Source organism: Caulobacter sp. GW821-FHT12D05, from assembly GCF_058807295.1.
The window spans coordinates 1276048-1301917 of record NZ_JBXAQO010000001.1; the positions used below are offsets into that span (position 1 = coordinate 1276048).

A 25870-nucleotide genomic window follows, 5' to 3' on the forward strand; every position below is an offset into this window, starting at 1 on the left:
TCCTCCCTACAGCACGGATCTTCGCCGCGCCCATTGGGTTCCGACGCGCTTGCGGGATCAATCCTCAATGCGCGCGTGCTCATTTTCAGTAGTCCATCGCCAGGCGGACGCCCAGGTGGCGGCCGCTGTCGCGGGCCGGCTTCCAGTGGGTGGCGAAGGCCGGCTGGCCGTCGGCGCCCACGAGGTTCCACTGCACGTCGCGCCCGCGCGTCACGGCGAAGCGCTTATCCAGGACGTTGTTGACGAAGCCGCTGACCCGCCAGCCCTGCCCGCCCAGGCCGACCGAGACGTCCAGCACGCCGTAGGGCCGTTCGATCGAGGCCGGGTCCTGCAGCAGGCTGTAATAGACCCGCGAGCGCCAACGATAGCCGGCATTGACCTCCAGCCGCCGGTTCGCGCCGACCGGGCGCTGATAATAGGCGTTGAGGTTCAGCGACCAGCGTGGCGCGTTGAACAGGGTCTTGCCTGACAGGTCCTGCCGCCCACCCACGCAGCCCTGCGCCGCCGTCTGGCCGAAATAGCAGGCGGCGCTGTCGAAATCGTCCATGATCGCGCGGCTATAGGCCCCCGCCCCGGCCAGGGTCAGGCGCTCGGTCAGGCGGGCGCTGAACTCGCTCTCCACGCCCTGCGCCTTCACGCTGCCGATGCTGTTGAGGACGTTGAGGCCCGTGGCGTCGTCCCGGCTTTGCGCCTGGAAGCCCGAGAACCGCTCCTGATAGGCCGTCAGGTTCCAGCTGAGGTTCCGATCGGCCGAGATGGCCCGCACGCCGACCTCGTAGTTCTCGACGGTCTCGGAGGCGACCGGCTGCTGGGCGGCGATGGCGTCGGCCACCGGCTTTCCGGCATAGGGTCCGGAGGTCAGAAGGGTGCGCGTCGTCAGGCTGCTGGTCAGGTCGTAGGCCCGGCCCTTGTAGCCGGTGGAATAGGTCGCATAGGCCGTGACGCCGGTCCTCACCACGCCCTGCAGGCCGATGCGGCCGCTCAGCGCGGTGTCGCTGTGGCAGGTCTCGATCGGCACGGTCGGCGAGGCCTTCGAGCACTTCGGCGCGCCATAGACGACGCCGTTGCCCAGGTCGTCGAAGCGATAGCCGATCTTCTCGTGGCTGATCCGCGCGCCTGACAGGATCGACAGCCGGTCGTTCACCGCGAACGCGCCCTGGCCAAACACCGCGTAGGTCGTGCTGAAGGTCCCGGAAATATAGCGCGAATAGGCGGTGCTGTTGGTGGTCGGCAGCGACGACAGGCCGTTGTAGTCGCCCAGGCTGTTGGAGCCGCGCACGAAATAGCGCGCCGCCTTGGTGTGGCCGACATAGACGCCGCCGACATAGTCCCACCGGCCGCCGGTCGGGCTGTTCAGGCGCAACTCCTGGCTTTCGGCGCGGATGCGGAAATAGCCGCCGTTGGAGGACCCGCCACGCGGCAGGCGGGGGTCTTGCAGGCTGTAGTCCAGGTCCGTCGCGTCGGTGTCCTGGCGATCGTAGAGATAGTAGCGGTCCAGGGCGGTGATCGAGGTCAGTCGCCACGAGCCCACCGCGCCGACCGCGCGGATGTTGACACCCTTGTCCGTGGCGTTGCCGCGGGCGTTGACGTCGTAGCGGGCGAAGTAGTTGTCCGTGCCAGGGACGATCCCGCGCAGGACCGCCGCGCGCGACAGCTCGCCCTTCCCTAGCGTGGCCTGCGGCGAGACATAGGTGTCGGCCCCGACGCAGCATGAGGACAGGGTCCGGGTCAGGTACGGCGAAACGGCGACCGTCCAGTTGTCGCCCGGCGTCCAGACCAGCTTGGCCCGTAGGTTGACGTCCGACTGGGCGTTCAGCCACTCGCGGGTCGCCAGGTTGAAGACATTGCCCCGATAACGACTGTAGGCGGCCGACAGCCGAAACTTCAGGTCGTCTGAGATCGGGCCGGTCAGGGTCGCGTGGGCCCGCTGCTCATGGTCGTCGGTCAGCAGCGTTTCGGCATGGGCGGCGAAGGCGTCGCTGGCCGGCTTGGTGGTGATGTAGATGACGCCCGCCGAGGCGGCCTTGCCGAACAGGGTGCTCTGCGGCCCGCGCAGGATCTCGACCTGCTCGACATCGGCCAGGGCGGTGAAGGCCATGGCCTGGAAGGCCTGGGGCACGTCGTCGACCACCACCACCACGCTGGGCTCGGTGCCGATCGAATAGGAATAGGTGCCCACGCCCCGGACATTGATGCTGTTGTTGCCCGGCTGGGTGGTCTTGGAGATCGTCAGAGTCGGGGCCAGGCGCGCCAGGTCGTCGAAGTCGCGCACGCCGGCGCGCTCCATCATCTGGCTGGACAGCGCCTGCACCGAAGCGTCGGAGCGGCCCAGCGTCTCCATACGCTTGCCGGAGGTGATGACCACCGCCTCCAAGCCTACGACAGGCTCGATCTCCTGAGCGGTCCGGACGGGCGTGGGCTCGCGCTGCGGACGAACGACGGGCTTCACACGATAGATGACGATGACGCCGGAAGCCGTACGCCGAAACGCCAGGTCGGTGCGGGCCAGCAACTGCGCCAGGGCGTGGTCCACGCTCATCCGCCCGCGCAGGGCCGGGGCGCGCTGGTCGGCGGTCAGTTCGGGGGCGTACAGCAGTTGCTCGCCGGCGGCCTGACCCAGGCGCTGGAGGGCGAGGCTGAGATTGGAGGCGTCCTGGTCGAAGGTCGTAACGGGGTTGGCGGCCATGGCCGCGGCAGGCGCCAGCAGGGCCAGGCCCAACAGAGCCCCAACACGCCCGCGGCGGCGAGCGCGAACGACGCGCCGATCCATGTTCACCTCCCCTACGCGGCTCTTCGGCCGCTGTGCGGGTCGCCGGTCAAGACGACTCCTTTCCCTTACGACGCGCCTGGCGATCCGACCCTCAACAAAAATGCGATTTGCTTGAGAACCAAGCGGACAACGCTGTCTGGCGCTGGCGCCTGAACGCCCACATCCAGAAAATCTGGGACACGAGCGAGCCAAACTCGATTTATTCGATCTGTTTAATAGAGTTTTGATCCCGCCTCATCGAACAACGTTCCGATTTGGGGGCTACACGTGATCATTGGTGCTTCGGCGACCGCCTTCTCCCGCCGCCTGCTGCTGGGCCTGCTGTGTTCCAGCGCGGCCACCGCCGTCCTCGCCAGCGAGCCAGCGCCTGCCGCTCCCGCCGACACCACCGCGCAGTCCGACGCCAGCCTGGTGGGCCAGGTCTTCGTCACCGCCCGCCGCCGCGAGGAAAGCGCCCAGTCGGTGCCGATCGCGCTGACCGTGACCTCGGCCGAGACCCTGACCCAGACCGGCGTCAACAGCATCGTCGCCCTGACCCAGCTGGTGCCGACCCTGCAGGTGCTGTCGCCCAACGCCCGCAACACGGCCCTGACGATCCGGGGCCTGGGCGCCTCGTACGGCCTGGCCAATGACGGCCTGGAGCAAGGCGTCGGCATCTATGTCGATCAGGTCTATGTCTCGCGTCCCGGCGCGGCGACCCTGGACTTCGTCGACATCCAGCAGATCGAGGTGCTGCGCGGCCCGCAGGGCACGCTGTTCGGCAAGAACACCACCGCCGGCGCGCTGAATATCACCACCCGCGACGCCACCAACACCTTCGAGGCTGACGCCGAAGCCTCGGTCGGCAGCCTGAACTTCCGGCAGGTCAAGGCCACGGCCGCCGGCCCGATCATCGCCGACAAGCTGGCCGCGCGCCTATCGGTCGTCGGCACCTGGCGCGACGGCGACCTCTACAATCCGATCAGCAAGCTGCACCAGAACGCCCGCGACAGCGTCGGCGTGCGCGGCCAGCTGAAGTACACGCCGACCGACAAGCTGACCATCAAGGTCGCCGCCGACTACAGCGCCCAGCATCCCGAGTGCTGCACGCAAGTCTATGTCACCGTCGGCACGACCCTGAAGCCGGCCGCCCAGCAGTATGCGGCGCTGGCGGCGGGCCGGAACTACAAGGTGGCCAGCACCAACCCCTACGACCGCCTGTCGGACGTCGATGACGACATCCAGGCCGACCAGTTCGCCGGCGGCGGCTCGGTGATCGTCGACTACGACTTCGGCAATGTCACCCTGACCTCGGTCACCGCCCACCGGAACTGGGACTGGGAGCCGCGCAACGACCGCGACTACACCGCCCTGGACGTCACCCGCCGCTCGGCCAACCCGTCGCATCAGAAGCAGGACAGCCAGGAGTTCCGCCTGTCCTCGAACGGCGACAACACCATCAACTGGACGGCCGGCCTCTACTGGTTCGACCAGAACGTCACCACCCACGGCGTGACCGAGTACGGCAATGACGCGTCGTACTGGCTGCTGCCCGGCACCAATTCGCCGGACTCGCTGCTGGCGGGCTATACGGTGTTCAACAACAGCAGCATCGACACCACCAGCTACGCCGCCTTCGGCCAGCTGACCTGGAAGGTCAATGACCGGTTCAGCCTGACGCCGGGCCTGCGCTACACCAAGGAAAAGAAGGACGGCGTCTACGACCAGACCACCGCTGGCGGCTCGACGACCACCGACACGACCTTGATCAACCGGCGCCTGGGCATCGCTCGGCCGCAGAACTTCTCGGCTAAGACCGACGACGGCTCGCTGTCGGGCCAGATCGCGGCAGTCTATGCCTTCAACGAGAACTTCAACGTCTACGGCACCTATTCGCGCGGCTTCAAGTCGGGCGGCATCAACATGACCGCCCTGCCGCTGAACAGTTCCAGCCAGCCGTCGCTGTCGGCCGCCGTGATCCGTCCCGAGAAGGTCTCGACCATCGACCTGGGCGTGAAGACCCAATGGTTCGATCGCCTGCTGACGGCCAACCTGGCGGTGTTCGCCACCGACGTGGACGACTTCCAGGCCAATGTTGTCGACAGCGGTCCGGGCGCCCTGCGCGGCTACCTGGCCAATGTCGAGAAGGTCGAGGTGCGCGGCGCCGAGCTGGACGCCACGACCCGCTCGATCGGCGGCTTCAAGTTCTACGGCAACCTAGCCTACACCGACGGCAAGTACGCCAGCTTCAAGAACGGCCCCTGCCCGCTGGAGCGGATCGGCACCTCGACGGCCGCCTGCGACCTGTCGGGCAAGGCGCTGCCGGGCCTGTCGAAGTGGGCCGGTTCGGGCGGCGCCGAGTACCGCGCCAAGACCAGCCTGGGCCGCCTGACCGGCGAGGCCTATGCCGGCGTCGACGCCAGCTTCCGCTCGGCCTATTTCGCCGACAGCTCGGACTCGATCTACACGCGCATCAAGGCCTACGAGATCGTCAACCTGCGGGCCGGCTTCCAGTCGGACAACGGCTGGGAAGCGTTCGTCTCGGTGCGCAACGCCTTCGACGCCAAGTACATCCAGAACATCACCGTCGTGTCGGGCAACTCCGGCCTGGTGGTCGGCACGCCCGGCGACGCCCGCGCCGTCGCCTTCACCCTGAGGGCCAGCTACTAAGAGGCGCATGAGGCCAAGCCGTTTCGGCATTGGCCAAGCCCCCGCGCGGCGGTTGAGATAGGCCATGAACAGATTGCTGGCCGTTATCGCCCTGGTCTGCCTCCAGGCCTGTCTCACCCCCGCCGCGCAGGCCCAGGCTCCGGCCGTCGGGACCTTCTTCGTCGGCGGACACTATGTGCGCGAGGGCCAGGCGATGGCTGGCCAGGCGCACATCCTGTTCATGAAGCCAGCCAAGCCGAAACACGCGACGCCGCTGGTCTTCATCCCTGGCGCCGGCCAAACGGTGACAAACTTCCTGGCCACGCCGGACGGCCGGCCCGGCTGGGCGTCGGTGTTCGCCGACGCCGGCTGGACCGTCTATCTTATGGACCAGCCGGGTCGCGGAGCCTCGGGCTACGAGGCCAGCTATGGCGCGATCAAACGCCAGACGCCGGAGTTCCTGCAGAAGCGCTTCACGGCCACCCAGAACTTCGAGCCCGCCCCGGGTCAGCCGCAGGGCTGGCCGCAGGCCAAGCTGCACACCGGCTTTCCGGGGACCGGCAAGCCCGGCGATCCGATCTTCGACCAGTTCTACGCCTCGCAGGTCGAGAGCGCCGGCGGCGATGTCTCGGCCAAGCTGGTCGCCGAGGCCGGCGCGGCCCTGTTGGACAAGATCGGTCCCGCGATCGTGGTCACCCACTCGCAGTCCGGCGCATTCGGCTGGGCCATCGGCGAGGCGCGGCCGGCGCTGGTCAAGGCGATCGTCGCGGTCGAGCCCAGCGGCCCGCCCTTCTTCGGCGCGCCGCCGCCCTGGGGCGACTCCGATCCTGACAAGCTGAGCCGTCCCTACGGCCTGACCACGACGCCGCTGGCCTATGCCCCCGCGCTATCCTCGCCGGCCGAGCTGACCAGGATTCAGGACGCCGCGCCCGAGAAGCCCGACCTGGTCCGCTGCTGGCTGCAGGCCGAGCCGGCCCGCAAGCTGGTGAACCTGTCCAAGTTCCCGGTCCTGGTGCTGGTGTCCGAGGCCTCGTACCACGCCGGCTACGACCACTGCACGGTGCGCTATCTGCGCCAGGCGGGCGTGGCGACCGACTTCACGCGGCTGGAGGATGTGGGCCTGCACGGCGGCGGCCACATGGTCATGATCGAGAAGCACTCGACCGAGGTGGCCAAGCTGATCCAAGGCTGGCTGAAGACGAAGAAGCTCGATTAGGGCTCGGCGGTGCGGATCGCCGCCGGCCCGGCCGGCATGGCGATCGCGCCCTTGGCCTTCAGGCGCTTGCCGTCGAAGCCGAAGACGTCCAGCCGCTGCTCGACCATGCACTGCACCAGCAGGGTCTTGCCGTCCTTGGACCAGACGATCCCCTGCCCCCAGCCGCCGGTCCTGGCCTCGGCGACCTTGACCAGCTTGCCCGGCTCGTCGATCCGCCAGACCTGCACCAGGCCGTCCTTGGAGTAACGCGGCGACTTGCGGCTGGCGTTCGAGCCGTTGTTGACATTGACCGCCACGAAGCGGCCGTCGGGCGACATCTTCAGCCCCTCGGGCGTCAGGCCCACCGAGACGACGTCGACGACTCGCGGGAAGGCTTCGGAGACCAGGTCGATCAGGCTGACGGTGTCGACGTCCTTGCCGCCACCGCCGATATTGCCGACCACGGCGAAGCGGCGCGGGCCGACGGTGTCGATCTGGTAGGGACGCAGGCCCGGCGCCAGGGTCTTCGGCTCGACCGTCACGGTCGTCCCGTCGATGCGCAGCACCGAGATCCTGTGGTCGCCGTCACGGCTGACCAGGGCGCGCTTGCCGCCGTCGAAGAACACCGGCTCGGCCGGCGCGGACTTGGCGTCGCCGATGACGACCGTCCCAGCGGGTCGGACGTCCTGACCCGAAATGCTGAAGATCGAGACGGTGCCCTCGGCGCGGTTGGCGACCAAAGCCAGCTTGCCGTCGGGACTGATCGAGACGCCCGAGGCGCCCTGCCCCGCGCGCAGCGTGGCGACCACGCGCGGCGGACCGTCCTTGAGGGCGATGACGCTGACCTGGTCATCCGCCCCCTGGCCACCGGGCCCAGCTGGGGAGAGCTTGCGGGCCGCGGTGACCAGGGCGATGGACTCGTCGGGCGCGACGGCGACACTGGCGGGAGGGCCAATGACGCTGGTCGGGGCCGCGACGGAGCCCAGAAGCTTGGGGGGCGAGGCGCCCAGGTCGATCAGCGAGACGGTGTCGGGCAGCGGTTTGGCGGGGACCACCTGTTCGCCGTCGTCCAGCACCTGCTTGCCGTCATTGGCCGAGACCGCGATCTGCCCATACCCCACGCACGGCAAGACCAGCAGGCCAATGGCGGCGACGCCGCTGAGAACTCGAAGACGCATCGCCACACCGCTTACAAGTGTCGCCAGGCGCGCGGACGCCGGGAGGAGTATTGGCGTCCGCGCGCCTGGCCGCGGCTCTAGCAAGGGAGGACTAGCTAAAGCCGCTTCATGCCCAGGCTAGAAGGTATACCGCAGGCCCAGGATGAACTCGCGACCCGTGTGGTGGTAGAACGAGGTCCGGTCGGCGACGCTGTCGTTGAACTGGTCCTGGTACTCGTCGGTCAGGTTCACGCCTTCCAGCGACAGCTTGAAGTGTTCGTTCAGCGTGTACTGCAGCGAAGCGTCGACGTTCAGCGTCGCCTTGGTGCCATCGGCGTTGGTGCCCGCTTCCGAACCCGGGATGCGGGTCAGGTAGTTGTCACGATAGGCTGCCGAGGCGCGGGCGCTCCACTTGCTGTCCTCGTAGTAGAGGGTGGCGTTGTAGGAGCTGCGCGACAGGCCGGTCAGGTCACCGGTGGCGATGACCGCGCCCGCGCCGTTCAGGTAGTCGATCTCGGACTTCACGCCGGTGTAGTTCAGCAGGATGCCGGTGTGCTTCAGCGCGCCCGGCAGGAAGCTGAAGGGCTGCTGATAGTTGATCTCGAAGCCTTTCAGCGTGCCGCCCTTGGTATTGACCGGGGTGCTGAACTGCCACTGCGCCGCGGGGTTACAGCCGTTGGTGTTGCCGCAGGCGGCGATGGCCACGCTATCGGGCAGGCCGAACGGATTGCCGGTGAAGGCGATGTTGTTCTGCTGCGTCTGGACCATGCTGGAGATGTCCTTCTGGAAGAGGGCCAGCGACAGCAGGGCCGACTTCTTGAAGTACCATTCGAACGACAGGTCGTAGGCCTTGGCGCGGAACGGATCGAGGTTCGGGTTGCCCGCGGTGACCGAGCGACCGGCGCCCGAGACGCTGATTGTCGCGCCCGGCGTCAGGCTGCCCAGATCCGGACGGGCCATGACCTTGGCGGCGCCGAAGCGGATCAGGAAGTTGTCGCGCGGCTCCAGCACCATGTTCAGCGACGGCAGGGTGTCGTGATACTTGCGGCTGGCCTCGATCTCCAGCGGCGCGCCCGAAAGGTAGGTGTAGCCGTTCGAGTCCTGCTGGGTCTCGACATAGCGGACGCCGACGTTACCGCGGAACGGCCAGGCGCCCAGCTCGGTGTTCCAGTCGGCCTGGACGTATCCGCCGCTGTCCTTTTCACGGACGCCGCGGTTGTTGCCCAGCGCCGGCTCCTTGCCCATCTTGAACGTGCCGCCATAGGCGGTCTGGTCATAGAGGCTGAGAACGCTGGCGGCCTTCATAGTGTCGGGGATCAGGCTGTCGAAGCCCGCGAAATTGACCACCTGGCCGTAGGTCGACTTGTCGATCGCCACCAGGGCGGCCGGCACGGTCGGCTCGATATTGGTGCTGGTGCCATTCGAGCGGCGGAATTCGGTGGTCTCGAAGTCGTACTTCTTGAACGAGACGCCAGCCGACAGTTTGAAGATGCCCAGGTTGTCCCACGTGCCGTCGATCGAGGCGACGTCATAGGTGTTCACCGCCGATTGCGGACGGATGCGGATCTGGGTCAGCACCCAGGCGTTCGGGTCGGTCAACTTGGCGTTGCCGTAGCCGATCACCGGGCCGCGGCCCTGGGTGTAGTCGTACGAGTAGCCCTGGATATTGAACTGATCGTACTGGACCGTCGTCTGGATCGGGTTTTGGTGATCCGACTTGGAGTGACCGATCAGACCCTCGACCACGATATCGTCGGTGAAGTGGTGCTTACCCGACAGGCCAACCTGGGTGAACTTGGTGTCCAGCTTGTCGAAGCGGTCCTCGACACGCAGGTCGACGTTGTTGAACACGCCCTTGGTCATCGTGTTCGTCTTGGCGTCGATCGTCGCCGAGACCACCTGGGTCTGGGCGATGCCGCACGAATTGCTGACATTGGCGACCGTACAGGCGCCGCCGACGCTGAAGGACGGGGCCTCCAGGTATTGCTCCTCGCGAGTGCCCTTGAAGTCGGCATAAAGAACGTCGAGGCCGATCTCGGTCCGGTCCGTCGGCGCATATTGCAGCGACAGCGTGCCACCTAGGCGCTTTTGGTCATTCTTGAAGATGTCGAAGCGCGGGAAGCGCGGGTGGAACGCGGCGTTGTTGGCGGCCTCGGCCGGATTGACCGTGCTCGGCAGGCCGGCGGCGTTCGGCAAGGCGTTGAAGCCCGGCGAGAAGACGTTGCCCGTCGCCCAGCGCACCGTCGAAGAGCCTTCGTCCAGCAGCTTGCGCTCGGAATAGGCCACCGACAGCAGGGCGCCGAACTTGCCGTCGCCCCAGGTGTTGGCGATCATGAAGGCGCCGCGCGGGTTCTTCGACTTAGCCAGGTCGTTGTAGCCCAGCTGCGCCGAGCCCACCATCGTGAAGCCCTTGTAGTCGAACGGACGGGCCGTGCGCAGGTCGACGGTCGCGCCCAGCGAGCCTTCTTCCGTGTCGGCCGAGGCAGTCTTGCGCACCGTGATGGCGTTGAAGAGGTCCGAGGCGAAGACGTTGAAGTCGAACGAGCGGCCGCGGTTGGTGCCGCCCGAGGCGTCGGCGCCGCCGGCGGTCGTCAGGGCTTCCATGCCGTTGATGCGGACGCGGGTGAACTGGGGACCCAGACCACGGACCGAGATCTGGCGGCCTTCGCCGCCGTCACGCGCCAAGGCCACGCCCGGGATGCGCTGGATGGATTCCGAGAGGTTCAGGTCCGGGAATTTGCCGATGTCTTCGGCGAGAATGGAGTCGACCGCCGCGGCTTCCGACCGCTTGACGTTCAGAGCCTTGTCCAGGCTGGAGCGGAAGCCGGTGACGACCACTTCGGTCACCGAGTTGTCTTCCGCGGGCGCGGCCGGCGCGGCCTGCCGAGCCGACGCGGCTCCCGCGAAGCTCAAGCCGATGGCCACAGCCGAGACGCTGGCCAGCCACAGCTGGCGTTCCTTGGTACGCATAATCCCTCCCCTAACGGGTTTCCTGCCGTCTTTGTTTTGGGACGCCGCTTGGGCTCGCGCGGTTCGAAGTGCGCGAGCTTGGGCGTCTGACAGGAAGACTAGGGTCGGGTCGTCGACTCCCGCCAATGCCGTGTTGGAACGCGGTTATGCTGGTTCGGCATCAGGCCGCCAGACGCTGCTCCAATCGGGCAAGACGGGCGAGAATTCGTTCCAAGGTCACGCACTTCACGGGCTTGCCATCGCGCAGCTTGTTCCAGGTGGTCTCGCTGATCGCATAGCAGTCGAACAGGTGCTCGCGGGTCACGGCGGGAAGCCGCGCCCGCAGGCTCTGAAAGGTTTCTCGGGAAGCGATGATGGTCTGGGCCATGGGTCCTAGGGCTTGGCTGTTACGACGTTGTTGAGCTGGGTGATCTCGGCCCCCGCGGCCGACAGGCGGACGCGGTAGCCGGCCTTCCATTCGCCCTTCAGCGCGACCTTGGCGGTCTTGGGCTTCAGGTCCAGCGGCGCGGCGAGACCCGGAACGGTGGCGCGCGCCAGTTCCTTGCCGTGCCCGTCCTCCAGGATCACGACGCTGGCCGGCGCGGGCTTGGCGCCCAGGCTGTGGACCGTCACGTCGATGCCGCCGCCCTTCTTGGCCTTCACGTCGTCGACGCCGATGCCCAGGTCGAAGCGCTTGGCCGGCGCGTCGGCCGGGGTCTTCAGCGTGAACTCCCAGGTCGTGGTCTTGCCGGGTGCGAAGGTCAGGTCGACGCCGGCGGTGCGCTCCAGGGCGACCTCGGCGGCCGGATCGGCGGCGCCATCCACCGCGCGGGTCACGCTCCATTGGCCGGCCGAGACGTCCCAGCCGGTCATCACGGCGTGCATCGGCTTGTCGGTCAGGTTGAAGGCTGTGACCTTGAAGCTCTTCTCGCCCGTGCCGGTGACCAGGATGCCGACATCCTCGGCCGCCGTCGGCGTGTCGAAGCGCCAGCTGACCAGATGTCCGGGGACCAGCTGGTTGCGACGCAGGGCCATGCCGCCCAGGCGGGTGCGCTGCAGGGTGTCGCTGAACAGCTCCACCCGATCCGACCACCAGTGGGCGTCGGTCATCATCCACATGCGCTGCTCGGCCGTGACGACCTCGTCGTGGAAGACCTTCTCCAGGTACTTCGTGTCGCCGCTGGTCTTCCAGGCCTGGTACAGGGTGTAGGCGTCCTCGGCCCCCGCATCGGCGTCAGCCTTGAGCTTGGCGCCCCAGCTGTCGCGCATGCCCAGCTTGTCGACGACGTCGGCGTTCAGCTCGTCCAAGTCGGCCAGCTTGCCCTTGACCATCTCGCCCTTCAGCGGGCGCAGGTACTTTTCGTCCCCGGTCCAGCGCCAGGCGGCCCAGAACAGCTGGGCGGTCGAGACATTGCCCCGCGCGCCGGCCACCAGTTCGCCGCGGCTCTCGCCGGTCGCCGAATGGATATCCTCCGGATAGACCCACGAGCCGTCGGGACGTTGCTTGCCGTGGGCCATGTGGCCATCGGCCAGGTCGACGACCAGCTTCTTGATGGTCGGGTCGTCGTTGAAGTCGGCCAGCGCGATGCCGGGGTGCAGGATCAGGTACGAGTACGGGTGCGACCAGCCCCACGGGCCGTCGCGCGACACGTCCGTGGCCGAGAAGAACCGGCTGATCACGTGCACGTGGCCGTCCTCGGCCTTCTGCATGACGGTCGGATAGGCCCGCGCCGTCTCCATCAGCCGCTCGACGACCTTGGGGTCGCCATAGCCGGTGTACATAGCCTCGGACTTGGCGTTGATCGCCTCTTCGTACGAATGCAGCTCGTCGGTCTTGATCTTGCCAAGGCCGTTCGGGAGCATGTCGTTCTTATAGGCCGCGTCGACCAGGGCGTTCAGCGAGGCGGTGACCTTGTCGGGGATGTCGCCCATCAGCGCCAGGGGCGGCCACTGCTGGGTCAGGTCGTCATCGTCCGAGATGCCGCCGCCGAAATCGCCGTAGCTGACCTGGCGATTGTCGATCCACCACTCGATGAACTTGCGGACACGCTTGAGGTCCTCGGTCTGCAGGAAGGCCCACTGCGGCACGCCGGCCGGAGCGGTCGGCACGGTGACCGGCGTTCCGGGCTGTTCGGGATTGAGCTCGGCCCACATCTCGCGGCCGTGCTGGTTCTTCGGGTCCACGCGCAGCAGGTCCGACAGCTCCAGGTCCAGGCGCGCATAGCGGGCCAGGCGCTTGGAGACGTCGTGCTCCTCGACCAGGAAGGCCAGGTTGTCGCGCGCCTGGGCCAGGCGGTCGGCGATGTGCTCGGCCTTGGCCGCGTCAGCGGGCTTGAACTTCAGGCGCACGTTCATGCCGTCCAGCTGGCGGGCGTCGAAGTCCGCGCCGGCCCCGGCGATGGTGATCAGCAGGCTCTTGCCCGGCATGATCATCCGGTCGCGGGTGTCGAGGAACACGGTCCGCGCCTCGCCCGGCTTGACCGAGACGTTGACGTCCAGCAGATCGCGGCCCGGCCACAGCGGGTCCTTGACCTTGATGTTCAGCGGGAACAGGCCGCCCGCCAGCGGCGCGACCTTCAGGGCCGGGATGTCGATGGCGACGCCGTCGAGGCCCTCGTCCATGCCCTGCCAGCCGTACTGGAACTTGCCGACCGGGCCGGCGGCGCGGGTCTGGCGGAAGTCGGCCGGGATCAGGATGTGGGCGATCGGCAGGCTCGGGCCCGTCTCGGCCTTGCGCGGCGCGCTCGGCGCCCGAGCCGGCAGGGCCGCGACCATGGTCCGCTCGCCGGGCCCGAAGCGCCCCTTCACGAAGGTCGTCAGCTCGTCCAGCGACGGATAGACGCCAACATCCGCATCGAGCTTGACCTTGTAGCTCAGCGTCGTCTCGTCAGGCTCAGCGCCGCCAGCCACGAAGTAGGCGCCCAGCTCCTGGATCGGGGTCTCCTGGACCACGTTCTCGAACTTCAGCTGGCCGCCGGTACGCGTCGTGAACTGGTTCAGGGTGCGCAGTTCGCCCTGCGGGCGCTTGATCAGCAGCTTGTCGGGACCGGTCAGCACACCATAGGCCGCGCCCTGGAATTCCAGGCGGTTCCACGGCTCGTTCGGCAGGGTGAAGGTGATGCCCTTGCCGCCCTCGGTGTAGACGTTCCAGTCGGGCAGCTCGAAATAGTCGTGACGGCCCGGCAGCTTGGAGCGGTTGTAGACGCCCGGCCAGGTGGTCTCGGCGATGCCGTCCGAGCCCAGGCTCATGCGCTCCTTCAGATCGAACTGGTCGGTGAACTCGACCTTGCGGATCTTGGTCGCGGCGTCGGCCAGATACGGCGGCGGATCAGCCGGACGGTTCCAGCCGTAGCGATAGGCCCAGGCCTTCATGTCCGGCGCCGGCGCGACGCTGGTGGGATCCTGGCCCGAGGCCAGCCCGGCGACATCGGCGTCGCTCAGGGCGTGGTCATAGATGCGGATGTCGTCGACATCGCCGCCACGGATGAACTGGTAAGCGCTCTGCACCTGGTGCGGCGAGACCACCCGGCTATGCGGGCCGAACTGGTCGAGGCCGGCATCCAGCGCCGCCGTCTGGAGCTTCGAGGCGACCGGCTTGCCGTCGATATAGAGCGCGATGCCCTTGGCCTCGTCCCAGGCGAAGGTCACCAGCACCCACTGGTCGGGCTTGGGCGCGGCCTGAGTGGTCGAGACCCGGACTCGGGCCAGGTTGTCGTCAGTGACAAAGGCGTCGAAGCCCTTGCCGTTCCAGTCGATGCGCAGCCAGGCCATGTCCCAGCTGGTGTGATCGGCATAGCCCACCCGGAACAGCGGGAACGGCGTCGTCCCCACCGGATCGCGGGCGCGCCAGTAGAAGCTGAGCGTACCGCGTTGGGCGTAGATGTTGCCCGGGGCCATCCAGCTCAGCACCTGCTCGCTGGACGCTTCGATATAGGCGCCGTGGGTCGGATCGGTCTTGAGCTTGACCTTGTCGGCGAAGTTCGGCGTCGCCTCCCCAGCCGCGACGTCCGCCTTCAGGCCCTTGTCGCCCGTGAGGTGGAACAGAAGGCCGTCGGCCCTGCCGATGGTCGGCAGGGCCAGAGCAGCAGAAGCCAGGAGGGCGGCCCGCAGGGCCTTGTTCGATCGACGCACCAACTTGGCGCTCCTCTTCGGGGTAAGCTCGAACTGAAAAAGGGTCATGCGCTAGTCGCGCCTTTGTCCAGGGTCGCGCGAGCCTGGTCCATGTCCAGCGCGCCGTCCCACTTGGCGATCGCCACGGTGGCGACGCCATTGCCGATCAGGTTGGTCACCGCCCGCGCCTCGTTGAGGAAACGGTCGACACCCAGCAGCAAAACGAGGCCGCTGACGGGGATAGCGTGCAGGGTCGAGAGCGTCGCCGCCAGGGTGATGAAGCCCGCGCCGGCGACACCCGCCGAGCCTTTCGAGGTCAGCAGCAGCACGCCCAGGATCACCAGCTGGTCCAGCAGTGACAGGTGGGTGTTGGTCGCCTGGGCCACGAACACCGTGGCCAGGGTCAGATAGATGCAGGTGCCGTCGGCGTTGAAGGTGTAGCCCGCTGGCAAGACCAGGCCGACGACCGGCTTGGCGCAGCCCATGTCTTCCAGCTTCTTCATCATCCGAGGCAGCACGGCCTCGGTCGAGCAGGTGCCCAGGACGATGAAGATCTCTTCGCGGATGAAGCTCAGGAACTTCCAGAACGACAGGCCCGTCGAGCGCATGACCAGGCCCAGCACGATGACCACGAAGGCGATCGAGGTGACGTAGAGGGCGATCAGCAACCGGCCCAGCGACCACAGGGTGTCGACCCCGTACTTGCCGATCGTGAAGGCGATCCCCGCCCCTGCCCCCAGCGGCGCCAGGCGCATGACCATGCCGACGATCTTGAAGATGGCGTCCAGGAAGACGTCAATGAAGTCGACCAGCGGCTTGCCGCGCTCGCCCAGCTGGCTGACGGCGGTCCCGGTCAGCACCGCCAGCAGGATGACCTGCAGCATCGCGCCCTTGGCGAAGGCGTCGACGAAGGTGGTCGGGATGATATCCAGCAGGAACGGGATGACGCCCTGCTCCTTGGCGGCTTCCGTGAAGCTGGCCAGCGCCTTGCCGTCCAGGTTGGACGCGTCGATGTTCAGGCCCGCGCCCGGCTGCATGACGTTGACGACGATCAGGCCGATCACCAGGGCGATGGTCGACAGCACCTCGAAATAGATCAGGGCCTTCACGCCGATGCGGCCGACCTCCTTGAGGTCGCCCATGCGGGCCATGCCCACCACCACGGTTCCGAAGATGATCGGGGCCAGCAGCATCTTGATCAGCTTGATGAAGCCGTCGGCGACCGGCTTTAGCGCCGCGCCGACATGGGGCCACAGAATGCCGATCGCGGCCCCGATCGCGATGCCGATCAGGACCTGGATGTAGATCTGTGAAAACAGGCGCTTGAGGTTCAAGTCTTTAGTCCCCCCGGGGACGCCCGGCTGTCTTCGCCGGGTCGTCCCGTTGTCTTTGTCTTAGGCCGCGCGGTGCGCCACATCTTCGGTCAGGGTCCGCATCAGGGCGTAGAGCTCCGACTTGGCCTCGAAGCCGACACCCGGCACGTCCGGAAGGCCGACATAGCTGTCCTCGACCCGGATCCCGTCCGCGAAGCCGCCGAACGGCTTGAAGACGTCGGGATAGGACTCGTTGCCGCCCAGGTGCAGGCCGGCGGCGATGTTCAGCGACATCTGGTGGCCGCCGTGCGGCACGATCCGGCGCGACGACCAGCCGTTCTGCTCCAACACATCCAGCGTGCGCAGGTATTCGACCAAGCCATACGACAGGGCGCAGTCGAACTGCAGGTAGTCGCGGTCGGGACGCATGCCGCCGTGGCGCAGCAGGTTGCGGGCGTCCTGGTGCGAGAACAGGTTCTCGCCGGTCGCCATCGGCAGCTCGTAGTGCTTGGAGAGCTCGGCCTGCAGGGCATAGTCCAGCGGGTCGCCGACCTCTTCGTACCAGAACAGATTGTAGGGCTTCAGGGCCTCGGCATAGGCGATGCCCGTCTCCAGGTCGAAGCGACCGTTGGCGTCCACCGCCAGGTTCTGGCCGTCGCCGACGATCTCCAGCACCGACTCGATGCGGCGCAGGTCGACGTCCAGCGAAGCGCCGCCGATCTTCATCTTCACGACCTTGTAGCCGCGGTCGCGATAGCTGCGCATCTCGGCCTGCAACTGGGCGTCGTCCTTGCCCGGATAGTAGTAGCCGCCGGCGGCGTAGACCCAGACCTTGTCGTCGGCCTGGCCGCCGCGATAACGCTCGGCCAGCAGTTGGTACAGCGGCTTCTCGGCGATCTTGGCCACGGCGTCCCAGATGGCCATGTCGATCGTGCCGACCGCCACCGAGCGTTCGCCGTGACCGCCCGGCTTCTCGTTCGTCATCAGGGTCTTCCAGATGGCGAACGGGTCGAGGTTGTCGTTCTTCTCGTCGATCAGGCTGTCGGGAGCGGCCTCGGCCAGGCGCGGCAGGAAACGCTCGCGCATCAGGGCGCCCTGGCCATACCGGCCATTGGAATTGAAGCCGTAGCCGATAACCGGTTTGCCGTCCCGCAACACATCGGTAATGACGGCGACAACCGAGCAGGTCATCTTTGAAAAGTCGATATAAGCATTGGCGATCGGCGAGGCGATTGAGACCGTCTTCTCGCGGATGTCTAGAATTCGCACGGGGTTCTCCACTTGTCAGACAAACCCTAGGCCGGAGCCCCTCGGACGGGCCAATGCCATTCTCGATGGTCGCTATGCGCAACAGGCATCAACTATGGAACTGATCTGGCTGGAAGACTTCGCGGCGCTGGCCGAGACCGGCAACTTCTCGCGCGCCGCCGAGAACCGGAACGTGACCCAGCCCGCCTTCAGCCGCCGTATCCGGGCGCTGGAGGACTGGATCGGCGCGCCCTTGTTCGACCGTACCGCAAACGGGGTGGCCCTGACCGCCGCCGGTCAGCAGTTCCGTGGCGGGGCCGACGAGCTGATCCGCCGGATCATCCAGCTGCGCCGCGAGGCGCGCGAAGCCGGCGGCAAGGAAGCCGCGACCCTGCGTTTCGCCGCCACCCACGCGCTATCCTTCACCTTCTTCCCGCAGTGGATCCGCCTGCTGGAGTCGCGCGCGCCGCTTGGCCCTGTGCGGCTGATCTCCGACAGCATGCAGGCCTGTGAAGAGCTGATGCTGCACGGCCAGGCCCAGTTCCTGCTGTGCCATCACCACGCCGCCGCGCCGGGCCGCTTCGGCTCGCAGTTCCGCTCGGTGATGGTCGGCCGCGACGCCCTGGTGCCCTTCTGCGCGCCCGACGAGACCGGCGCGCCGCGCTGGACCCTGACCGAGGGCGACACCGACATCCCGTATCTGAGCTACAGCGCCGAGTCGGGGCTGGGCCGGATCCTAGAGTCCCAGCGCTTCATCGACCGCGCCTCGGGCCTGCGTGAGGTCTTCTCTGCCCGCCTGGCCGCCAGCCTGATGCCGATGGCCCGCGACGGACGCGGCGTGGCGTGGCTGCCGGAAACCCTGGCCGAACTGGAGGTCGCCGAGGGCCGCCTGGTGCGCGCCGGCGGCGTCGAATGGGACGTGGCCGTCGACATCCGCGTCTTCCGCCCCGCAGCCCGCCAGAGCCTGGCGGCCGAGGGGTTCTGGTCGGAGCTGGGTGTCTTCAAGGGTCCGGGCGAGGTCGAGGAGATCCCCGACCAGGCCGCGAACGCCTGACGACTACTTGGCGGCCTTGACCAGGCCGCCCGCCTCGAGGCGGAACGGCGTCTTGTCGGCCGACTGGATCGCGAAGCCTTGGGTCAGCACCTCGGCGTTGCGGACCAGGAGGCCCTTCTTGGCCGTGATCTTGATGTTCTTCAGCGTGATGCCGATCGGCTTTTCGGGCAGGCCGGTGACGATGCCGGCCAGGTCCGCGCCCGTGGCGGTGACGCCGTCGACGACGATGCCCGACATGTCCGGCGTCTTGTCGTGGACGAAGGGCTGGACCGGATCGGTCGGGCCCGGCCAGATCTGGTTGCCCAGGATGAAGCCGCCCGGCTGCAGCTGCTTCTCGGCCGAGGCCAGGTCCAGCGGGCGATATTCGTAGTAGCTGGTGAAGACCAGCGGGGTCTCGACGTCCTTCATGGTGTTGTTCTTGAACACCACGTCCTTGATCGTCCCGCCCTTGCCGCGCATCGACTTGATCCGCAGGCCGTACATCGAGCCCTCGAAGGTGTTGTTCTCGACCCGCACGCGCTGGACGCCGCCGCTGGCGCCGCTGCCGATGCAGATGCCTCGGCCTTCCAGGATCGTGTTATTGGCGATCAGGATGTCGGACGACACCGCGTCCGGATAACGCTCGTCGGGGCCGTTCGACTTGATGGCCACGATGTCGTCGCCAACGCTGATGACGTTGTTGGTGATCACGACGTGGCGCGTGTTCATCGGATCGATCGCATCGGTGTTCGGCGCGTGGGCCGGCGCGGTGATGCGGACCTTGTTGATGGTGATGTAGTCGCTGTTGTTGATCACCAGGTGGAACGACGGCGAGTTCTCGAAGCGCAGGCCTTCGAACAGGACGTTCTTGCTCTTGTTGATCCAGACGAGGCGCGGACGCTCGTCCTTCTGCTGCTGGCGGGCCTGGCCGTTCGTGGCGAAGTCGGGGATCGCGCGCCACACGGCGCGGATGCGCTCCCACCAGACCTGGCCCTGGCCGTCGACCAGGCCCTCGCCGACGATGGCCACGTTCTCGGCGCCATCGACATTGATCACGCCGCTGCGCTCGCCGTGCGGGAACAGCGCCGCATCCGTGCCGGCCAGCACCTCGGCGCCCTTCAGGATCTCCAGGCGGATGTTGGACTTCAGCCAGATCGGGCCGATCAGATATTCGCCGCGCGTCACCCGCACGGTGCCGCCGCCGGCCGAGGCGCAGGCGTCGATGGCCTTCTGGAAGGCCTCGGTGTCGAACCAGATGCGCGTGCCGCCAGCGCCGTACTCACGCACGTCGCAGACCTTGGCCGGGAAGCTGTTGGTCGATTGCGCCTGAGCACCCGTCGCCGCCACCAGAAGGGCCGTCACGGCCCCCGCCATCATCAACCCGTCGCGCATACTGAAAGCCTCCCGATTATCGCGGGAGACTAGGCGGCGAGTCCCCTCGCCGCCCATGCCTAAATCAGCGTTCGCCATGCCGTCCCGGCATAGCTAGGGCGCGGGTGTCAGGTAGATCGGGTTGCCGATCAGCAGCAGCCGACCGCCGGCGTCGCGGACATTGACCCGCACCCAGCTCTTGCCCTGCCCCATCCGGATCTCGAACTTGCCGTCCGAGATCGCCGGCGTGACCTTGGCGCCGTCCCGGATGATCTCCAGGCTGGCCGCATCGACACCCGTGACCGAGGCCGTGAAGACCACCGCCTCGCCCGGCTTAGCCATCAGCGCTCCGCCCATGACAACCGTCCGATCGCCGGCACGGGCTGACAGGTCCAGCATCCGGTCACGCGTGCCGTCCAGGTCGACGAACACCCGCCCTGCCTTCAGCCCCGCCAGCAACGCCTCGGTCGAGAGTCCCTCGGCGTGGATCACCGTCGCGGGCCGACCGACGGCTGAAGGCTTGTCGTGCGGGATGCCCGCGTCGTGGTTGTCGCTGCCGCCGATGGCGGTGATCCGGCGGCCCTGGTTCAGCTGGGCCTCCCAGAAGGGCACGCCCGACAGGATGCCTTCGAAGCCGCCCAGCGCCTTCTCGTTGCCGCCATTGGCGACCTCGATGGCGGTCACCGCGCCGTAGTCGGTGTCCTTGGCGGTCCAGCCGCAACCCATGCAGATCTCGCCCGACGGCACGGCCGGGTGGTTGATCGAGAACACGCCGCCGGCAACCTTCACCGCCTGCTGCAGGCTGCGGATAGTCGGGACGGTCTTCGAGCCCAGGCGGAAATCGATGAAGGCCGTGGGACCAAAGACGTTGGCGTGGCCCTGGAAGGTCGTGACCTCGCGACCGACCATCAGCAGCAGGTTCGGGAACGCCGGCTGCAGCTCGGTCAGGGCCTGCGCTTGGCTGGTCGTGTTGTGGTCGGTGACCGCGATGAAGTCGAGACCCGCGGCCTGGGCCGCCAGCACAGTGCGATAGACCGGGCACGGCGCGCGTGGCGCGTCGCCCGTCGTGCAGCCGCCGTCGCTATGGGCGGTGTGCATGTGCAGGTCACCGCGATACCAGCCCGGCGTCGCCGCCTTGGCCAGGGTCGCCGGCAGCGCAACGGGGCCCCGCGCGAACCAGACCTTGGCCTCGTAGGTCGCCTTGGAGTTCGGCCGCGCATTGGGCACCCCCAGCAGCAGGGTCCACTTCCCGGCCGGCAGCGGCCCCGGCAGATAGCTGGCCGTCGCCGCCTCGGTCGAGACGAAGAAACCTTTCTTGTTGCCGCCGCTCCAGCCCCGAAAGCGGACCGGATCCAGCAGGCCCAGGTCCACCACCGTCTTGTTCTCGCGGCCGGTGTAGTCGAACGCCACCGTGACACGCGTGGTACCGGCCGGAACGTCGAACGGCACGGGCTTGTAGGTCTGGTGGTCGGTGCCGTTGATCTCGCCGGTCAGAACGAGATCCGGCTTACCCTCCTGGGCCAGTGCGGGAGACGCGATCAGCAGCAGGACGAGGGCGAGCCAGCGGAGCATGGGCTTATCCAAAAGAATGGGCGGCCGAGGCTGCGGCCGCCCAAGTTTCAGGGGAAGGAAATCAGGCGGCGCGCCTTAGAACTTGTAGAGAAGCGCCGCCTTGAAGGCCCGGCCGAACTCCGGACGACCGATGCCGTACAGGGCTCCGGCCTCGCCGCTGATGATCTGGCCGGCGCGGGGGTTGCCCTCGGTCAGGCCCAGCTCGTTGGTCAGGTTGGTGCCGTAGGCGTAGACCGAGAGCTGGTCGGTGACGTTGAACCGCACCGTGGCGTTGACCAGGGTGTAGGCCGACAGCTTCGAGGTGTTGGCGGCGTCCGAATAGCGGTCGCCGTAGCGCTCGATGCTGCTCTCCAGGCGCAGGCGGCGGTCCAGCAGGTTTACGCCCGGCGTCAGGCGGAAGGCCGTCTTGGGCACGCGGATCAGCTGCTTGCCCGTGAAGTCGCGGGTGCGGCTGGCCGTGCCGGCCGGCGGCTTGACTTGGCAGGTCGGGTCCGAGGCGGCGACCGTGCAGGCCTCCTCGAACTTGTAGTCGCCGAACTTGGGATCCTGGATCGTGGCGCTGAAACCCAGGTCAAACCACGAAACCGGACGCAGCGTGCCTTCCAGTTCCAGGCCCAGGGTCTTGGTGTCGGTGATGCTGGTCTGGGAGACGTAGGCGCCGGTGGTCGGGTTGAACACCAGGCTGCCGAAGCTCAGGGCGTCATAGGCCGTGTGGAAGACCGTGGCGTACAGGTCCAGCTTGCCGGTGGACAGCTTGTAGCCGCCCTCCATCAGATCCATCGTCTGGATGAACGGCGAGGTGTTGCTGGCGTTGGTGATGTAGTCGCCCAGCGACGGCAGGCGGAACGCCGAGGTGTAGCGGGCGAACAGGCCCATCTGCTGGTTGATCCGATAGTCGGCGCCGACGGTCCAGCCGCTGTGCTCGAACTTCTTGTTCAGGCGGTCATAGACGCCCGAGCCGGCCAGCACGGTGTCGTCGGCCGGGGTCGACGAGAGGCCCAGATTGATCGTGGCGGTGCGCTCGCTGCGGCCGGTGAATTCGGTCCGCTCCCAGCGCACGCCGGCGTCAATGCGCAGGCTCGGGGTCACCTGCCACTCGTCGGTCAGGTAGAGCGCCGTGGTGTTGGACTTGCCATCGCCATTGGCGAACTCGGCGCCGTAGCGGCTGATGCCGTTCTCGGTCAGGCTGGACAGGATCTTGCCCGAGGCGTCGACAGCCACCAGGTCCAGGTGGCGGGCGTTCTCACGCACGTCCAGCAGGGCGTTAGCCGAATAGCGGTTGAAGGCTTCCTCGACATGGGCGCGGTAGAAGCCGAACGCCACGTCGTGGGTCTGGCCGCCGATCTCGAACTTGTGCAGCAGGCGGGTGTCGCTGATCAGCTCGTCCAGCGGGACGGAGACGTAACGTAGCGAACCGTCCAGCACGAGGCCGTTGCCGTTCTGGCCAGCGCCCGTGGTGCTGAACACCTCGCTCGGGTTGGTCGAATAGCGCAGCTGCACGTCGGTCGCGCCCGGCGTGGCGGCCAGCAGGGCCGCGCGATACTGGGCGATGCGGGCCGCGCCGGTCACCGGGGTGTTGGGGAACAGGCCGATGCGCTTGGACTCCGAGGTCCGGTAGCGCAGCGTCTCCTGCAGATGCCACCCGTCGGCGATCTCGTACTTCAGCTCGGCGGTGGCCTGAGTCAGCTTGACCTCGGTGCCGCGCGACAGGTCCCAGTCGAACGGACCCTTGGGGCCGCGCAGGGTCAGCTTGTTGGTCTCGGGACCCGACAGGGTGCCGGTCAGCGGGTCGAAGCCCGGCGCGGCGCTGGGCTCGCCCTCGGCGTTGAACTTCAGCGGCACGCCGGCGAACAGGATGACGTTGTCGTCCAGGTGCTTGATGTTGAAGTCGAAGCTGCCGCGCTCGAAGTCACGGCCGATCGAGGCGCGGACCTGGTAGCCCTTGTTGGCCGTGAAGCCCGGATCGCGGATGCCGTCATCCTCGCGCCAGAAGCCGCCGACGCCCATGCGCCAGTCGCCGACCGGACCGCCGTAGTAGGCGTCGACGCGCTTCAGGCCATAGTCGCTGCCCTGGATCTTGATGATGCCTTCCTTCACGTCGCCCTTGCGGGTGATGAAGTTGACCGTGCCGCCCGGGGCGTACGAGGCGAAGATCGACGACGGGCCGCCGCGCACCACTTCGATGCGGTCGATGGTCTCGTCCAGGCGGAACGACTGGTCGGCGTTCAGATAGCCCAGGCCGCCGTCATGCTGGATCGGCGCGCCGTCTTCCTGCAGGGCGATGGCCGAGAAGCCCTCCTGCGGAATGCCGCGCGCACGGATGTTGGCGCTGGCCTCGCCGCCCGAGGCCTCGACCCAGAAGCCGGGCACCGACTTCAGCGCATCGGCCACGCCCATCGGCGAGCGCAGGCGCAGGGCCTCTTCGTTCATGGTGGTGACGGCGTAGCTGGTCGCCAGGCGGGTGCGGGCGTCCGAGCCGGCGCGCGAGGTGACGATCAGTTCCTCGACCGTCGACACATCAGCGGCGGCCGAGCCGGCGGCCAAAGGGCCAGCGCCCCGCTGGCGCAGGGTGATGACCTGGGCGGTGGCCGAGGCGATCTCCAGCTCGCTGCCGTCGATCAGCTTGCGGACGGCGTCTTCACGGCCGAACGCGCCTTGCAGACCGCTCGTGCGGTGCTTGGCGGCCACGTCGTAGGGGAACAGGATCTGCACGCCGGCCTGGCGCGAGAAGGCGGTCAGGGCCTGGGCGGTGTCGCCGGCCGGAATGTTGAACTCCACGCGCGCGGCCGTTTGAGCTTGAGCGACCACAGGGGTCACCAGCGCCGTCGTGGCCAGAAGCAAGCACGCGCCGATGCGCGGCGTCCAAGACCTAGTCATCGTATTTCGCCCCGTTTTGGTCTCGCCGGAAATCGGCGTCTCGCTCGGGAAGATGAAAGGGCCGGGAAAAACCTCTATCGAGATTTGAGAAGAATTCGTGACGGACCATCCTCGATGATCCGTAGACCGAACGTCGTCCGCAGGGCTTCGAGGAAGGTTTCGGGATTGTCGGTCAGGAACCGGCCACCCAGGCGCATGGCGCCGACCTTGGCGTCTTCTATAACCAGCTTTCGGACGAGGTAGCGGTTATATTCCTCGACCGCCTCGGACAGCCGCTGACCTTCGAAAACGATTTCACCACGCCGCCAGGCCTGGACCGCCTGGACCTCGGCCTCGGGCGCGGCGGCCACGGCCACGCCGGCGGCCGTGATGGCCAAGGCCTGCCGGGCGTCGGTGGCGGTCTCCACGGCCGCCTGCCCCGCACCGGCGGCGGTCTCGATGGCCGCGCGGCCGGCCAGGACGATCAGGTCCAGGCCCGCCGGCCGCAGGCGGGCGTTGAATTGGCCCGACGCCAGGCGGGCGAGCCCCTGCTCGGTGAACAGCTCGAACGGCCGCAGGACGTCCTGGGCGATGGTCAGGGCCACCTCCCCGCGCCGCAGCCACAGTCGCCGATGCTTGCGGTCGAAGCGCCACAGCACCTCGGTGTCGGTATTGAGCTCGACCGAGCTGCCGTCGGGCAGAGCCAGGGTGCGCCGCTCGCCGACGCCGGTGACAGTGCGGGCGCGCAGCAGCTGATCACGCCCCAGATAGGCCGCGCCGGAGAGCCCGGCGGCCAGGGCTAGGCCCCCGCCCAGCCAGGCGCGACGGTTCATCGCCGGCCGCCGTAGTGGCTCGGCGTCGCGCAAGGCGTCCAGCTTGCTCCAGGCGGCGGCGACCTCGGCGAAGGCGGCGGCGCGGCGCGGATCGGCGTCGCGCCAGGCCTCGAACTCGGCGGGGTCGGCACGACCGGCGTCCAGACGCGCCAGCCATTCCGAAGCCTGGGCGATCAGCGCGTTTCTGTCTTGATCGCCCGTTTTCGCCATGTACCCGCTTTACTCCCGATCCCGCGACCTTCACTCGCCGCCAGGGACTTGGTCAGGAGCATCAGCCCCTTGGCCAGATGCTTCTCAACCGTAGAGATGGACAAGTTCAACCGAACCGCTATCTGGCCCGGCGAAAGCCCCTCCATTTTTCGTAAAGTGACCACCCGCCGGCACTGTTCGGGCAAGCGGTCGACCGCCTCCAGCACCCGTAGCAGCTCCTCGCGGGCGCTGGTCACGGCGTGGGCGTCCGGCGCCGGGTCTGGCAGGGCTTCCATCTCCAGCACCCCGATCTGGCGAATGCCCACCACCTTGGCCCGGCGGAACCGCTCGAAGGCCAGGTTGCGGATGATGGTCAGGACGAAGCGCTCGGGCTGCTCCAGGCGTCGCCAGTCGGGCACGCCCAGCACCTTGGCATAGGCTTCCTGCACCAGATCCTCGGCCTCTACCGCGTCGCCCGTCAGCTTGCGGGCATAGGCGCGATAGACGGGCGCGGACGGCAGCACCGCCTCGGCGAACCACTTGTCGATCTCACGTAGCCAGGCCATCGCGCGGTGTCCCGTCGGCGACTCGCCGACTCCTTGGAGCGCTGCACTAGCGGGCGGACGTGTCAGTTTGCTGACGATCG

15 protein-coding genes are annotated in these 25870 nt (G+C 67.5%); 3 read left to right on the forward strand and 12 right to left on the reverse strand.

The window, feature by feature from the left end; genetic code table 11:
• Positions 1-85: 85 nt before the first annotated feature.
• Positions 86-2770 (reverse strand): TonB-dependent receptor, encoded by a 2685-nt coding sequence (locus AC1RRR_RS05590; protein ID WP_492811196.1) that lies wholly within the window; start codon positions 2768-2770, stop codon positions 86-88.
• A 267-nt stretch (positions 2771-3037) separates the two neighbouring features.
• On the opposite strand from AC1RRR_RS05590, the gene AC1RRR_RS05595 reads away from it, so the two are divergent.
• Both AC1RRR_RS05595 and AC1RRR_RS05600 read left to right on the forward strand, forming a co-directional pair.
• Positions 3038-5419, forward strand: coding sequence for a TonB-dependent receptor (locus AC1RRR_RS05595; RefSeq protein ID WP_492811197.1), 2382 nt, complete (start codon positions 3038-3040; stop codon positions 5417-5419).
• Positions 5420-5483: 64 nt separating this feature from the next.
• On the forward strand, positions 5484-6614 hold the full coding sequence (locus AC1RRR_RS05600; RefSeq protein ID WP_492811199.1) for an alpha/beta hydrolase: 1131 nt from the start codon (positions 5484-5486) through the stop codon (positions 6612-6614).
• Here the strand turns inward: AC1RRR_RS05600 and AC1RRR_RS05605 are convergent.
• The 6 genes from AC1RRR_RS05605 to AC1RRR_RS05630 all read right to left on the reverse strand — a co-directional run bounded on the left by AC1RRR_RS05605 (position 6611) and on the right by AC1RRR_RS05630 (position 17391).
• Positions 6611-7771 carry a lactonase family protein gene (locus AC1RRR_RS05605; protein ID WP_492811200.1) on the reverse strand — a complete coding sequence of 387 codons (1161 nt, stop codon included), beginning with the start codon at positions 7769-7771 and terminating at the stop codon, positions 6611-6613. The genes AC1RRR_RS05600 and AC1RRR_RS05605 overlap by 4 nt on opposite strands.
• Positions 7772-7888: 117 nt before the next feature.
• Positions 7889-10720, reverse strand: a complete 2832-nt coding sequence (locus AC1RRR_RS05610; RefSeq protein WP_492811201.1) for a TonB-dependent receptor — start codon at positions 10718-10720, stop codon at positions 7889-7891.
• 160 nt (positions 10721-10880) lie between these two features.
• A complete protein-coding gene (locus AC1RRR_RS05615; RefSeq protein WP_454716557.1) occupies positions 10881-11087 on the reverse strand; it encodes a hypothetical protein in 207 nt (68 codons plus the stop codon).
• Between the two features lie 5 nt (positions 11088-11092).
• The gene (locus AC1RRR_RS05620; protein WP_492811203.1) at positions 11093-14830 is read right to left on the reverse strand and encodes a LamG-like jellyroll fold domain-containing protein; all 3738 of its coding nucleotides are present in this window, start codon (positions 14828-14830) and stop codon (positions 11093-11095) included.
• Positions 14831-14874: 44 nt separating this feature from the next.
• The gene (dctA, locus tag AC1RRR_RS05625; RefSeq protein ID WP_492811205.1) at positions 14875-16143 is read right to left on the reverse strand and encodes a C4-dicarboxylate transporter DctA; all 1269 of its coding nucleotides are present in this window, start codon (positions 16141-16143) and stop codon (positions 14875-14877) included.
• 60 nt (positions 16144-16203) lie between these two features.
• Positions 16204-17391 (reverse strand): mandelate racemase/muconate lactonizing enzyme family protein, encoded by a 1188-nt coding sequence (locus AC1RRR_RS05630; protein ID WP_492811207.1) that lies wholly within the window; start codon positions 17389-17391, stop codon positions 16204-16206.
• 94 nt (positions 17392-17485) lie between these two features.
• On the opposite strand from AC1RRR_RS05630, the gene AC1RRR_RS05635 reads away from it, so the two are divergent.
• Positions 17486-18424: a LysR family transcriptional regulator gene (locus tag AC1RRR_RS05635; protein ID WP_492811208.1), complete on the forward strand. Its 939-nt coding sequence runs from the start codon at positions 17486-17488 to the stop codon at positions 18422-18424.
• A gap of 3 nt (positions 18425-18427) precedes the next feature.
• Here the strand turns inward: AC1RRR_RS05635 and AC1RRR_RS05640 are convergent, their stop codons facing one another.
• The 5 genes from AC1RRR_RS05640 to AC1RRR_RS05660 form a co-directional block, all read right to left on the reverse strand.
• Positions 18428-19795, reverse strand: coding sequence for a glycoside hydrolase family 28 protein (locus AC1RRR_RS05640; protein ID WP_492811209.1), 1368 nt, complete (start codon positions 19793-19795; stop codon positions 18428-18430).
• A gap of 93 nt (positions 19796-19888) precedes the next feature.
• On the reverse strand, positions 19889-21346 hold the full coding sequence (locus AC1RRR_RS05645) for a CehA/McbA family metallohydrolase (RefSeq protein ID WP_492811211.1): 1458 nt from the start codon (positions 21344-21346) through the stop codon (positions 19889-19891).
• A 75-nt stretch (positions 21347-21421) separates the two neighbouring features.
• Positions 21422-24223: a TonB-dependent receptor gene (locus AC1RRR_RS05650; protein ID WP_492811213.1), complete on the reverse strand. Its 2802-nt coding sequence runs from the start codon at positions 24221-24223 to the stop codon at positions 21422-21424.
• Positions 24224-24297: 74 nt separating this feature from the next.
• Positions 24298-25245 carry a FecR family protein gene (locus tag AC1RRR_RS05655; RefSeq protein ID WP_492811214.1) on the reverse strand — a complete coding sequence of 316 codons (948 nt, stop codon included), beginning with the start codon at positions 25243-25245 and terminating at the stop codon, positions 24298-24300.
• On the reverse strand, positions 25209-25790 hold the full coding sequence (locus AC1RRR_RS05660; protein WP_492811216.1) for an RNA polymerase sigma factor: 582 nt from the start codon (positions 25788-25790) through the stop codon (positions 25209-25211). The genes AC1RRR_RS05655 and AC1RRR_RS05660 overlap by 37 nt, the downstream gene beginning before the upstream one ends.
• Between the last annotated feature and the right edge of the window lie 80 nt (positions 25791-25870).